We start from the raw sequence: 13,725 nt of genomic DNA on the forward strand, positions 1-13,725 counted from the left end.
AGATATTTAATCGAACAAACTTTTATATAGTTATGAAAAAGGTTTATCACTTATTGAGCGTTGCACTGCTGGGCGCAATGGCACTAACCTCTTGCGAAGAGGACAAGATAGTGAATGAAAATAACGGTGAAGGGAACGAAACCGACAAGAATCTGACTGATTATTCATTTATAGCTTCTATTAAACAGTCCGCCCCTTTGGGTCGCAGCAATTTGCAGAATGGAGTGTATACATGGAATAAAGGAGATGCTGTTACATTATGGAATCGCAACTTCGGAGCCGGCTATGATTTCTCTATCACCCCGGGGTATAATGACAACCAACCTGACAAATCTGCTGAATTCACAGGAAAAGCTGCTGTAGAAAATGGCCATAAGCTGATTGCGGTATTTCCACGGAAAGAAGCAAAAACATTTAATGACCTGGCTACCTTTTCTATGCCGGAGACATTTACTCAGACTGGAAAAACAGCAGAACTGGCAGCTACTACCTATATGGTTGCCACCGGGGATGTGACTGATAATAAGATTCCTGCATTAACGTTTTCACCATTGACTGCATTGATACAGTTTGGTTTGAAAAACACGTCGGACCGGGAACTGAAGATTCGCTATATTACGCTGGAGAGTGATGATGATGTATTTCCCGCAGAGTTGAAGATCGACGAAGACGGAGTGCTACAGAGTCTTTCAGGTATGCGTAACAAACTGACACTTGACATGAGTGGACAAGCATTGGCGCAGAATGAAACATTAAACGGGTATTTGAATATATTACCTACAACCTATGGTGATACCCGGTTGATGAAAAGTACGACCGAACTGAATATTACAGTAAGCGTTTTGAATAATGAAGTGGAACAGGATATTATCCTGCTGAAAAAAGTAAAAGTCAAAGATTTGGAGGATAACATCGGACTTGATATGGATGCTACTGCCAATCAGTTTGCAGCCGGCAAGCATTATAAAATGGATTTTGAGGTAGATTATCGTTTCAGAATTCCTGATGAGGGCTATATGATCGATGATGATGGAAATATTCATATCTATAATAAGACTGGATTATTCGGATGGAATAAAATTGCGGATGAATACCGTAAGGCAACTGTTACTTTAGAAAAAGAATATATCGATGAACCGGCAGGGGATGGAATAAAAGTGATTGATATGGGTAATGAACTTTGGGAACCTATTAGTGCGTTTGGAGGTGTATTTGAAGGTAATGGTGTTACCATCCGCAATTTGCAAATAGCTAATAAAGGTTTTATAGCTACCAATACGGGAACTATCCGGAATTTGACTTTGGAAAATGTAAGTTTCTCTGCTGATATCACAGAGGGAGCAGGAGCATTGGCTGCCGAAAGTTCAACGAGTGTCATTCAGAATTGTACAGTCAAGGGAGTGACTGTAACCGTTATAAAACCGGTAGTTTTTGGTGGTTTGATCGGTCGAAACTCCGAAGGAAGAATAGAAGGTTGTCAAGTTATCAGTGGAACTATTAACCTTAATTTGAGTGGTGCTGGTAATTCTAATTATGGTGGCTTGGTTGGTGAGCATTTTAATGGAACGGCTCTTATTATAAATTCGTATGTCGGTGCAGATGTAACAATCAAGCATCCTAGTAACTCTAGTGGTGCATCCTGTGTCGGCGGACTTGTTGGCTGGAACAACTCCGGTAAAGTCAAAGGTTGTTACTCATTAGCCAAACTTGAGGTTTCTTGTTCCGGACAAGTAGGAGGACTTATAGGGGCTAATAGTAACGGTACGGTTCTGGCCTGTTATGTAGCCGGTTCAATTAGTGGAACTATCTATAATAATACTGGCGGTTTCATTGCACAGAATACCATTAATAATGCTGATGCTACTGTGACGGCTTGCTACTCGACCACGCAGATAAATGTGACTAATAATGCTGGAAGTAATAAATTGGGAGCTTTCGTCGCTTCGAATTCAACAGGAATCAACCAGTGTTATTTCGTAGGCGAGACGGTGACTAATTCTGTAGGAAGCGGATCTGTAAATGGAATTAGTAAGGTAACAGCTACTCAACTCAAGGATAAGAAACGTCAGATGAATCTGGCAATAGAAGCCAAGGATCCAGAATTTGGTTTTAGCTTTAAAGTGAATGAGGATGCCGGAACTAATATATACTGTCCGTTGATTCTACAGGGGGCTGTGAAAGAACCTGGCTTCGGTGGATCAGATTTTGGAGATGGTGGTGATATTTAAATAACTGATAACAGAAAAAAATAAATCATGAATAAAATCTATTCTTTATTAGGGATCGGGCTGCTAAGTGCAGCCACCCTAAGCTCTTGTAAAGAAGATGTTTTCATTGAAGGTGGGGATGAACTGCAACGGGGAGAATCACAGACTTATGTGGCTGTTGCTTCTATCCGGGGGTATGAAAATACGGACAAAGAATCGTCTACACGTGCCAACGTACAAGATGACGGTAGTTCCTTTATGTGGAATGCCGATGATAAGGTTACACTTTGGAATGGAACAAATGGCTATGATTTCACAACCATAAATTATGATGAGAGTGAACCGTCTGGAAATGTGGAATTTGCAGGGAATGGTAACTTTGAAGAGGGAGCTACTGTTTGGGGAATCTATCCGAAAAAAGATGTTCCGACTTCAGGGAATGTTTTCACTTTTACGTTGGGAGATGCTACGCAAAGTGCCCAAAAAGCAGAGCTGCAGAATACGATGCACATGCTTGCTAAAGGCACGGTGAATGGGACTACCGTCACCAATCTTAAGTTTGAACATTTGACAGCTCTTTATCAGTTTAAATTCACCAATCGAAGACCGGATGCCTATAAAGTGACAAAGGTGGTTGTTTCGGCTGATGCTGCTATTTTCCCAAAAACGTTGACAGTTTCGGGAGAAGAGAAAACGTATGGTGATAAAAGTAATAGTCTGACTTTGTCTATGACAAGTTTGGAAATGGCAAAGAATGAAGTTGCATACGGTTATTTGAGTTTCTTTCCGATAGCAGACATGACAAAGGATACAGAATTAACTTTTACTGCTACGATAGAAAAAGTGGGAGATTCTTCCTCTACGGAAACAATAGAGAAAAAAGGAAAGATCAGTGAACTTTATAATGCCGAATCGGTGGTAGCAGGAGATGAATATAAATATGTGGCTGGAAAGCGATATGGTATATCATTTATGCTGGTGGCAGACTTGGGATATGAGGAGACTGAAGCGGGTAAGTATTTAGTCAAGAAAGAAGACGGGTTGATAAATTTGGCAAGTGAACCGACTGTTATGACGAATGCTGCTACGGTAATTACATTAGATGCTGATCTTGATATGTCGACTAAAGAGGCATGGGTACCGGTTACGGAGTTTAAAGGTATATTGGACGGCAATGGCAAGACTATTTCCGGTCTTACAATTGAAGCAACAGGAAACGATGCCGGTTTGTTTATAACTAATAATGGTATCATTAAAAATTTAACCCTTAAAGATGTAACGGTGAAACAAGTGTCAGGCGCAGCTGGAGCATTTGCAGCAATAAATACCGGAACGATTCAGAATTGCGTCATTGATGGAGGAGCGTTGACTGTCAATGGAACAGATGCTAAGTTGGGGGCTATTACCGGACATAATCAGACTGGTGCGTCAATGATAAAGGATTGTAAGGTAAAAGGTAATGTGGTACTGACTGTTGCCGGTGGTAAAGTAAATGCTGGTGGATTGGCAGGTGTGAACGGATGGTGGTCTAAGGCACAAATACAAGGTTCTTCGATTGACAAGGAGGTATCCTTTGTATATAGAGGTAATGGTGAAGGTGCCATCGGAGGACTTGTGGGTTGGAATGTTCAGGGAACCATAACTGGCTGTTATTCTTTGATGACTATTACTGCATTTACAGCTGTGAATGCCGGTGGTCTGGTGGGAGGAAACGAAGGACCTGTAACCGCTTCGTTTGCTGCTAGTGAAATAGTGGCCAAAGCGTCCGGAAATATTGGCGGTTTGGTGAAAAATGGTGGAACTTTGACAGGATGTTATTCAACTTCTGTGCTTTCTGGCACTGCTTCTGTTACCATTTGTGGAATATCAACGGGATCAGTGACAGCAAACGAATGTTATTTTATGTCCGACGGAGTTTCGAATCCGGGTGGAAACTTACCAACTTCAACTAAGGTAAGCGATGCTGCTGCCCTGATTGATAAAATTGCATCCATGAATCAAGCGATAGCTGGCTCTGGTTACAAGTATGTTGAAAATACAGGAACCGACAGTGCCAGAGTACCTTTACTCATTCAACCGGATGAATAATAACTGACAGGTATTAGTTTGAATCCCCTTATTTATCCTTGTTTTGTATATGAAGAGGACAAATAGGGGGATTCGTATCTGGAATATACTATCTTTGTGTGTCGAAGACATCTTTGGGTTGATTGCGACATACAACATGACATTCATCGTAAAATAAAACTTTATATGAGACGAATCTTTGTTAGCTTACTGCTTTTATCTCTGTTTTTTATGGGCTATGCCCATGAGCCGGAATTTTCAACAGCCGGTTTCTTCCGGTTGCCGGATACCGGGCGTGATGTGTACTCGATGAATCCTGCCTGGCGTTTTTATAAAGGAAGTGCGGTGGGTGCCGAAGCAAAAGAATTTAACGACAAAGCCTGGCAGGTGGTGTCTTTACCTAATGGTATTGAGTATCTTCCTACTGAGGCTAGTGGTTGCATCAATTATCAGGGGGAAGTATGGTATCGTAAACACTTTACTCCATCCGAAGCATTGAAAGGAAAGAAACTGTTTCTCCACTTTGAAGCCATTATGGGTAAAAGTAAGATTTATGTAAACGGTAAATTATTGGCAGAGCACTTTGGAGGCTATCTTCCCGTATCGGTAGATGTGACTGATGCATTGAAGTGGGGAGAGGACAATGTGATTGCGGTGTGGGCTGATAATAGCGACGATCCGACCTATGCGCCTGGAAAACCACAAGATGTGTTAGATTATGCCTACTTGGGAGGTATTTATCGGGATTGCTGGCTGATTGCACATAATTATGTGTTTATCACGGATCCGAATTACGAGAACGAAATAGCAGGAGGCGGACTGTTTATTGCCACCGATCGTGTATCGGAGCAATCGACAGATATTCTCTTGAAAGCGCATATACGTAATGAAGACAAACAGGGCTTTGCAGGAAAAATTTCCTATTCTTTAGTAGACCGTGCAGGAAAAGAAGTGGCATCGTCAGATGTGAAACTGAATATCCGTAAAGGGACTGCGACAAGTCATAATGGAAAGATGAAAGTGAAGCAGCCGCATTTATGGACTCCTGAATCACCTTATCTGTATAATCTGTGTGTGCGTATTTATGATAAGAATGGAAATGTAGTAGATGGTTATCGTCGTCGTGTCGGTATCCGTAGTATCGAATTTAAGGGAAAAGATGGCTTCTGGCTGAATGGAAAACCTTATGGTAAACCTTTGATGGGAGCTAATCGGCATCAGGATTTTGCAGTTGTAGGAAATGCGGTTGCCAATAGTATTCACTGGCGTGACGCCAAGAAACTGAAAGATTTGGGGCTGGAAGTAATCCGTAATGCACATTGTCCGCAAGATCCTGCTTTTATGGATGCTTGTGATGAACTTGGTCTGTTTGTTATCGTGAATACTCCGGGATGGCAATTCTGGAATAACGAACCCATTTTTGCCAAACGGGTTTATAATGATATACGTAATATGGTTCGTCGTGACCGTAACCATCCTTGTGTATGGCTGTGGGAACCGATCTTGAATGAAACATGGTATCCGGAAGATTTTGCCGGGCGTGTGAAAGGGATTGTTGATGAGGAATATCCTTATCCGTCCTGCTATTCCGGTTGTGATGTGCAAGCCAAGGGCTCGCAATATTTTCCGGTACAGTTTGCCCATCCGATGGATCTTTCAAAACGTGATCCTAAAATTACATATTTTACACGCGAGTGGGGAGATAATGTCGATGATTGGAGTTCGCACAATTCTCCAAGTCGCACAGCCCGTAACTGGGGAGAACAGCCTATGCTTATACAGGCTGCTCATTACGCTTCTCCTTATTATAATTACATTTGCTATGATGGTTTGTATAAAGAGTCTCCCTGCCATGTGGGCGGATGCTTGTGGCATTCGTTCGATCATCAGCGGGGATACCATCCGGACCCGTTCTATGGTGGATTGATGGATGTATTCCGTCAGCCTAAGTATTCCTATTATATGTTTAAGGCGCAACGTCCGGCTGTCGTTTCCGAGAGTTTGGCAGAAAGCGGACCGATGGTTTATATCGCTCACGAGATGACACCGTTCTCAAGCAGAGATGTAACGGTGTATTCCAACTGCGATGAAGTTCGTTTGACTGTGAATAAAGATGGGCAAACTTATACCTATAAAAAAGACAAGACACGAAAAGGAATGCCTTCTCCGGTAATAACTTTCCCCGGGATATTTGACTTTATGGTTGATAAGAAGATGACTCGTGAAAAGCATGATGCGGACGTCTATTTCCTGGCAGAGGGACTGATGGATGGCAAGGTGGTGGCTACACATAAAGTAATGCCCGCCCGCCGTGCAGAACAGATTCGTTTGAGAGTAGACAACGAAGGAATCGGACTGCGTGCTGATGGATCTGATTTTGTTACTGTTGTGGCAGAAATCACAGATAAGAATGGAAATGTAAAGCGTTTGAATAATTATTATATCAAGTTCTTTGTAGAAGGAGAGGGACGTATTTTGGGCGGAGCTAATGTATTGGCAAATCCTGCTCCGGTGAAATGGGGCAGTGCTCCCGTATTGATCCAGTCGACCACGACTCCCGGAAAGATTAAGGTAAGAGCCAGTGTTTTGTTTGAGGGATCACAGATGCCCGTAAGCGGTGAACTGGAACTAACATCTTCCGCTCCAATGTATCCATTGATATTTGATAAGAAAGAAGAAGCGTTGCCTAAGCCATCCGAATCGTTCTCCATGGACAAGAAGAGTGATGCTGAACTGGAGTTGGAACGCCGCCGTCGTGAACTGAATGAATTAAAACTGAAAGAAGTGGAGCAACAACAGACAGATTTCGGTGAGAAAGTAGATTAAGACTACTCATTACAACAATTTACTGTTCCGGTGTGTTTTTTAGTAACCGGAGATAGAGAGTAAATGATATATTCTTTAGGCACGGGATACGCATTCCGTGCCTAATTTTTTATGTTTCATTTTTTATCTCTATCTTTGCGATACATAATAAATAAGGACGTATGGAAAAAATTGAAATAGAAGAGAAGATTGTAGCTATGCTAAAGACAGTGTACGATCCGGAGATTCCGGTCAATGTATACGATCTTGGACTGATTTATAAGATTGACGTCTCCGATAGTGGAGAAGCGGCACTCGATATGACGCTGACAGCTCCCAATTGTCCGGCTGCTGATTTTATTATGGAGGATATTCGCCAAAAAGTGGAGTCAGTAGAAGGAGTGAATTCCGCCACCATCAATCTGGTCTTCGAACCTGAATGGGATAAAGACATGATGAGTGAAGAAGCCAAATTGGAATTAGGTTTTCTTTAATCGTTCTATGTCAGGCAGTGCTCTGATTTTATAAGTTGTAATTCGTTATTAGATCTCGTAACTGGTAATTAAATGAAGAACATTTATTTTCTTTCCGATGCACATCTTGGTTCTCGTGCTATTGAGCACGGGCGTACTCAAGAACGGCGTTTGGTGAACTTCCTCGATAGTATAAAGCATAAGGCTTCCGCCATTTATCTACTGGGAGATATGTTCGACTTCTGGTATGAATTCCGGCTGGTAGTTCCTAAGGGGTACACCCGTTTCTTGGGGAAGCTCTCCGAACTAACAGATATGGGTGTAGAGGTGCATTTTTTTATAGGTAATCATGACATCTGGTGTGGAGACTATCTCACCAAAGAGTGTGGTGTCATCATGCATCGCGAACCATTGACTACTGAAATCTACGGAAAGGAGTTTTATCTTGCTCATGGTGACGGCTTGGGTGATCCGGATAAGAAGTTCAAGCTACTTCGTTCGATGTTCCACAGCAAAACTTTGCAAACGATGTTTTCTGCTATTCATCCCCGCTGGAGTGTTGAATTGGGTTTAACATGGGCTAAGCACAGCCGACAAAAACGGGCGGACGGAAAGGAACCGGATTATATGGGAGAAAACAAGGAACACTTGGTACTATATACCAAAGACTACTTGAAAAGCCATCCCAATATCAACTTCTTTATTTACGGACATCGTCACATTGAACTGGATTTGATGTTGAGCGCCACCTCCCGTGTGTTGATTTTGGGAGACTGGATTAACTTCTTCTCTTATGCCGTGTTTGACGGAGAGAATCTCTTTTTGGAAGAGTATATCGAGGGAGAGACACAGGTCTAATTATGTTTCAACAAAATAAAAGGTCAGGCATAATACGGAACAAAATATAAAACAAGGGCACAAAGAAGTAGCAGAAAAATAACCTGCCATCTTTGTGCCTTTGTCGTTAGAGAATCTTCAATGCTTATTAGTTAAATCTTCCTTTCTGCTCAAAACACCCGCTCGTTATTCGGCAAAGTTGGTGTATAAGCGGAACTCGTGTGCAGGAACACTGATCTTTTTTTCTCCCTCCACGGGATTCCCATTTTCCAGATATAGATACCATGTACCTTCAGGAATAGTATAATCGATAGATGCATTGGTGAAATTCGCATACACATGAAGTTGTTTCCCATTCACAGCTTTCAATGTCAGTGTACGTCCATTATCCCAATCATTATAACTGACTTTCCAGGTAAATTGAGAAGAAGCGTTGAATAAATCGGAGTGTGTTGTCCGTAGAGTGATTAGTTTTGTATAAATATCTACCAAGCTTTTACGCTCTGTCTGATATTCCCAAAGGACTGGTTTCTTTCCGGTACGTCCATTTTCGTCTATTGAAATATCATACCCCATTTCGCCGAATTGCCAAAGCATTTTCGGACCTGGAACCGTAAAGAAGAATGCGGCGTTGGATGATAACTGTTTGAGCCGTTCGGACAGGTTGGTTTTTAAGGCTCCATTTCCGTATTCAATCTGTTTATAGGCACACCGCTCTTCGTCATGACTTTCCATATAGCCCACAAATTGATTCGGACGGGTGGTGTCATATAATCCGGAGAAATCACTATTATCTTTCCAGCCCATAGCCGACTGACAATAAGAATGGTTCATATTCCTCCAAAAATGAATTCCTTCTGTGGCTAAAGTTGTTTCTTCATTTGCACAGAAATGTTCCATGGTAACCATTGCATCTTCTTTGACAGCTTTTACGGCTTCGTAGTATTCTTTCAGTACTGATACACGAGCAGGGTCGGTTGCCGCCAAATCATCATCACCTGTTGTCTGTTTCTGTGTGAAACCTTTGGTGAAATCGAAACGGAAACCGTCGATGTGGTAAGTATCTAACAGATATTTCAGGTTGCGTTTGACAAAAGCTTTTGTTTGTTCTGAAGTGTGATTGAAATCATCCGGTGAAAAAACATACTTCTGATGCGGTGTTACAGCGTTCAGCCATGGATTCTTAGTGGAAGGGCGGTTATTAAACGTATCCCAGTACATACGGGCAAACGGATTATCATTGTTCGTATGGTTGTAGACTACATCGAAAATAACGGCGATTCCATTCTGATGGCAGGCGTCAATAAAAGCTTTATATTCATTTTGAGTTCCATACGAGGCATCCAGTGCAAAGTATAGTCCGGTGTTGTATCCCCAACTGTCATTACCTGCAAATTCTTGTACAGGCATCAGTTCGATAGCATCTATTCCCAGTTCTTTTAAGTAAGGCAGCTTTTCCATTGCTCCTGCCAGATTTCCACTGGAAGTAAAATCCCGCAACAAGAGCTCATAGATAACCGGATTTTCTTTATTCTTCATCTCAAATTCTCCGGCACTCCATTGATAGGGTTGTGGGTTTGTGCTTACGACTGATACGTAAGGTGCTTGTGCGCCAGTGGGAAAGTTGGTATCCACTCCCTTTTCCAATGCTTGCTCACAATAAGGATCGCACAAGTAAGTACCGCCATCCGAAGCACTGTACACAAAGTACTGGAACTGTGTTTCACCGGCAGTCAATTCCTCCAGAGTGATCCACCAGCAATGGTTTGTTTCGTCATATTTCATCATGTAGCGACTATCCAGTTTCCAGTTGTTGAAATTACCTGTTACAAATACACAATCTTTATGACCGCCCTGACTGTCCTTATCATATAATACAAGCATTATCGAAGTGGCCGAATGGATATGAATACCCTCTTTTTCTTCTCCGGATATGGGGAGAGGGGCTTTTTGCGGTTCTTCCCAGATAAATCCGTTTTGACTATCTTCTACTAAAGTTGCGTAATCGTAGGTTTGTTGGCTACCTTCCGCATCACGTACAATCAGGTTAATGGTCTGTAAGGGAGTAGATGGAGCAACAGAATAGAAATGGCGGATAGATGAGGAAAGGGTGATACTCCACACATTGTCCTTTGTCTTTTTCAGTCTGTATTTATTCTGATTATCTCCCCATGTAGGTGCACCTGTCCAGTTTGCTCCTGTTCCGGAGTGTAAGTACAAGTCGTCAGCGTAACCATAGAAGTTACTTCCTTCGGGTGCTTTGAAGGTGATAGTCAGTGGTTCATCCGCTTTAGGAATAGCCGGATCAAAATTAAATCCGTCGTGGAGAACTTGTTCTTCCGGGGCAGGATCAGTTCCGGACGAAGGACGCTCGCCCGGCATCAACGGATCATCATCTGAACAAGCTCCAAAGCTGTTGAGTATCAGCAATAAAAGGAGCCAAATATATTTAAAGTCTTTCATAAGCCTTATTTTAGAATTCTTCTTCCAATGTAGTGGTACTATATTTAGCTTTGAGTGTGTCAGATTTCGATCATATCTCAAATCTCCTCTTTCCCGAAGAGGGAGACTTGAGATATGATCGTAATTGATTCTACTCGTTGTGCTGTTTAAGAGTGTCTGATAGTTATTCGACTTTACCTTTGCCTGTCGTAAAGTTAATATGGACTTTCTGACCGGCTTTTACATTACATTCGTAGCCAAGTTCGCTTAGATTATCCGATACGTTCTTATTCTCACGGTAAACGATAGTACCATCGCCTTCATTAGCCAGATCAAGTGTAAATTCGCTCTTCCACCAGCCTCCGGCATCTACAGCCGTAGTAGAAATACGTGCCATGCCTGTAACGGTTGCTGCCGGTGATATGAAGTCGCTTGTTTTATCGGTCGGAATCCTGAACAAGGTCGTTTCATCGCAATTCCACGAATTGTTAATCACACCTCCCAACAGGTAAACTTCCGGCAAACGGAATGAAATTGTTTTTCCTTCTGTAGTCACTGCGACAATTACCAGATACCATCCGGATTTACCAATGCCAATATTGCCTCCTGAGGATGTTAATTCGGCGAAATCAATTGCTTCCGGAGATAAGATTTCTTCGTCATAACCAAAGTCTCCTTCCCATTTTCTAACCGGAGCAAACTTGATTTGGTCTCCCGCCGTATAATATTGTATACTCCAGAACATTCCGGGAGTCTGTGTGACAGGAACCATTTCAGGAGCTACTGCCCAATCCCACCCAAGACTGTACGGAGATCCATTGATGTACATGTGCTCGGGTAGATCCTCCTTGATTGTGTATGTATAATCTTCTACATTAATCGTAATTTTCATTTTCTTTCCGCCGGCGCAGGTGAGATTATCCGGGTCGGCTCCTTCTTTATCCCTGAAAGCCAATAATCCCGGATCCGGATCTTCTATTACTTTGGAAGCACCCAAGGCTCTTTGCCAGGCATCCGGAGCTTCTATCGCACTTCCCGGGACAATCTTGAAATCAAACTTCTCTTCCGACTCGACGACTACTGAAAAGAGATACTGATTGTCTTTGTCTACTTCGAGCTTTGTGGCTGTCGATTTGTCCATCTGCCAGCTGTTTAGATCACCTACTATATAGTATTCCGTATCCACAGCCGGAGTTGCGACCGGAGTGATGGCAGATTGCATTTCCGGGTATTCAGTCAGTGAAGTTGCTTCACCGTTGGTTGTCATGACTACCGGTGTCAGCTTTAAAGTGACTTCGCGCTCTAAAGATTTTTGTGACTTATACAAACTTGCCACTTTTTGGTCAAGTTCTGTCAACCTGACTTTTATATTCCCATCTTTTACTTTTGACGGTAGATTTAATATCTGCCCTTCGGCAACTAATTCTATATTACAAGCTGTGAGTGAGAAGTTTTCTGCAATCGAAGAAACAGAGGCGATTACCACAGAATCGCCCGGCTGTTCTTCAAGTTTCATACTGGCAACCGGAGTTATATCTACCATTGCAGTTATAGCTTCTTCCTGGGGATTGGACTGGGGATCAGCCCAGTCCTTAAAATCTTCATCGCAAGCGGTGAAAGCTGCCGAAGCAAGCAACAGACACGCCATATATGATAATCTTTTCATGATATTCAGTTATTAAAGTTAACGATTATTGAGTAACGGAACCTGTTTTCTGAACAAAGTTCAGATTTATTTTCTGCCCTGCCTTAACGTTTATCGCATATTCAGGACCTATTTCCGACCAACTGTCAATCACACTTTTGTTTTCACGGAACACGATTTTTCCATTAGGTATAGCGAACTCCGTACGCCACCAGTCTTCTCCCGGAACTTTGACGGACATACGCAATTCTCCGCCTCCGGTGCATACCGGTGAAACAAAGTCTGCATCTGCCGTTGTTGGTGCTTGGAATTTGCCTTTATCGCCGAATGTCCAATCTCCTATAGCATTGCCTATCAGACAAACTTCGCCCGGAGCAATATCCAGCGTAAAGGCATAATCAGTCCCTTTGATGCTTACAGACATGATCACTGTATACCAGCCTGTGACATTAACGCTGATATTTTGTCCGCCAAATCCATCATCCGATCCGGTGAATGCATCCGAGGCTATTGTCAGACGTGGATCGTTGAATCCGATGTATTCTCCTTCTTTAGTACCGAACTTGAACATATCAGTGCCTCCGAAATAGAATAAACCGAAGAACTTGGACATTCCGTTTACTGCTGCCAAAGGCACCCAGTTGCTCCAATTACTACCTGCCATCGAGCCATTGATAAATATACTGGAAGGTAATTCGAGAGGCGGTACAGCTTTATATCCCAATACTTTGGGAAGTTCAATTACATTCGAAAAAGCGATGCCACGACCACTATTGGTCAGTTCCGCTTTCAGGCGTACATAAACGGGTATGGGAGTGGTCGGAAATTCTTCATCGGAGGATGCACTCCACAAGTCTCCCAGTGCCAATGCAAATTCTAAAGCTTTCACTTCCATTTTGGCAGAAGAATGGGTAGTACCCAAAGTTGTATAATTAGCTTCCGTATTTGTCTCTGCATGAGCGTCAACGAAAATTTCTTCCAGTGAAATTTGTACTGAATAAGTGGTTGCCATCGGAATCCCGTAATCCGGTTGTGTACAGGTTAATTCCAATGATTCGGAGTTTTTAAGGTCGTACACGTTGTTGGAAGCAAAAGCTGGCACATTCAGTACGAACGTATCCGGTTCGTTCAACACAGGGTTGCTGTCACGGTCTGCTTCACAGGCGGACAGAGCTAGTAGCCCCATTGTCAATGTAAATAGTTTATATAGGTTTTTCATTGTTTTCAGTCTTTAAAACGTGAATAAAGG

The 13,725-nt window shown here is 42.5% G+C and carries 8 protein-coding genes; 5 read left to right on the forward strand and 3 right to left on the reverse strand.

Going from position 1 to position 13,725, the window contains the following annotated elements; genetic code table 11:
* Window positions 1-32: 32 nt before the first annotated feature.
* From Bovatus_RS18535 to Bovatus_RS18555, 5 genes are all read left to right on the forward strand, one after another.
* A complete protein-coding gene (locus tag Bovatus_RS18535) occupies window positions 33-2,228 on the forward strand; it encodes a hypothetical protein (protein ID WP_004322195.1) in 2,196 nt (731 codons plus the stop codon).
* A gap of 27 nt (window positions 2,229-2,255) precedes the next feature.
* Entirely contained in the window at window positions 2,256-4,295 is a 2,040-nt protein-coding gene (locus Bovatus_RS18540; RefSeq protein WP_004299748.1) for a GLUG motif-containing protein, read from the forward strand.
* Between the two features lie 165 nt (window positions 4,296-4,460).
* Window positions 4,461-7,100 (forward strand): glycoside hydrolase family 2 protein, encoded by a 2,640-nt coding sequence (locus tag Bovatus_RS18545; RefSeq protein WP_052587968.1) that lies wholly within the window; start codon window positions 4,461-4,463, stop codon window positions 7,098-7,100.
* Window positions 7,101-7,261: 161 nt separating this feature from the next.
* Window positions 7,262-7,573, forward strand: a complete 312-nt coding sequence (locus Bovatus_RS18550) for an iron-sulfur cluster assembly protein (RefSeq protein WP_004299750.1) — start codon at window positions 7,262-7,264, stop codon at window positions 7,571-7,573.
* A gap of 72 nt (window positions 7,574-7,645) precedes the next feature.
* Window positions 7,646-8,410, forward strand: a complete 765-nt coding sequence (locus tag Bovatus_RS18555; protein ID WP_004299751.1) for a UDP-2,3-diacylglucosamine diphosphatase — start codon at window positions 7,646-7,648, stop codon at window positions 8,408-8,410.
* A gap of 165 nt (window positions 8,411-8,575) precedes the next feature.
* Here Bovatus_RS18555 and Bovatus_RS18560 read toward each other — a convergent pair whose 3' ends face one another.
* The 3 genes from Bovatus_RS18560 to Bovatus_RS18570 all read right to left on the reverse strand — a co-directional run bounded on the left by Bovatus_RS18560 (window position 8,576) and on the right by Bovatus_RS18570 (window position 13,695).
* Window positions 8,576-10,852, reverse strand: coding sequence for an alpha-amylase family glycosyl hydrolase (locus Bovatus_RS18560; RefSeq protein WP_004299752.1), 2,277 nt, complete (start codon window positions 10,850-10,852; stop codon window positions 8,576-8,578).
* A 163-nt stretch (window positions 10,853-11,015) separates the two neighbouring features.
* Window positions 11,016-12,497 carry an Outer membrane protein SusF domain-containing protein gene (locus Bovatus_RS18565; RefSeq protein WP_004305043.1) on the reverse strand — a complete coding sequence of 494 codons (1,482 nt, stop codon included), beginning with the start codon at window positions 12,495-12,497 and terminating at the stop codon, window positions 11,016-11,018.
* Between the two features lie 25 nt (window positions 12,498-12,522).
* Window positions 12,523-13,695, reverse strand: a complete 1,173-nt coding sequence (locus Bovatus_RS18570; RefSeq protein WP_004299754.1) for a SusF/SusE family outer membrane protein — start codon at window positions 13,693-13,695, stop codon at window positions 12,523-12,525.
* Window positions 13,696-13,725 lie beyond the last annotated feature (30 nt).

This window comes from Bacteroides ovatus, assembly GCF_001314995.1.
GTDB classification, from domain to species: domain Bacteria; phylum Bacteroidota; class Bacteroidia; order Bacteroidales; family Bacteroidaceae; genus Bacteroides; species Bacteroides ovatus.

Excerpts from the sequence above, each read along its gene's own strand:
- Bovatus_RS18535 (WP_004322195.1), top strand. The coding sequence starts at position 33 with ATGAAAAAGGTTTATCACTTATTGAGCGTTGCACTGCTGGGCGCAATG.
- Bovatus_RS18540 (WP_004299748.1), top strand. The coding sequence starts at position 2,256 with ATGAATAAAATCTATTCTTTATTAGGGATCGGGCTGCTAAGTGCAGCC.
- Bovatus_RS18545 (WP_052587968.1), top strand. The coding sequence starts at position 4,461 with ATGAGACGAATCTTTGTTAGCTTACTGCTTTTATCTCTGTTTTTTATG.
- Bovatus_RS18550 (WP_004299750.1), top strand. The coding sequence starts at position 7,262 with ATGGAAAAAATTGAAATAGAAGAGAAGATTGTAGCTATGCTAAAGACA.
- Bovatus_RS18555 (WP_004299751.1), top strand. The coding sequence starts at position 7,646 with ATGAAGAACATTTATTTTCTTTCCGATGCACATCTTGGTTCTCGTGCT.
- Bovatus_RS18560 (WP_004299752.1), bottom strand. The coding sequence starts at position 10,852 with ATGAAAGACTTTAAATATATTTGGCTCCTTTTATTGCTGATACTCAAC.
- Bovatus_RS18565 (WP_004305043.1), bottom strand. The coding sequence starts at position 12,497 with ATGAAAAGATTATCATATATGGCGTGTCTGTTGCTTGCTTCGGCAGCT.
- Bovatus_RS18570 (WP_004299754.1), bottom strand. The coding sequence starts at position 13,695 with ATGAAAAACCTATATAAACTATTTACATTGACAATGGGGCTACTAGCT.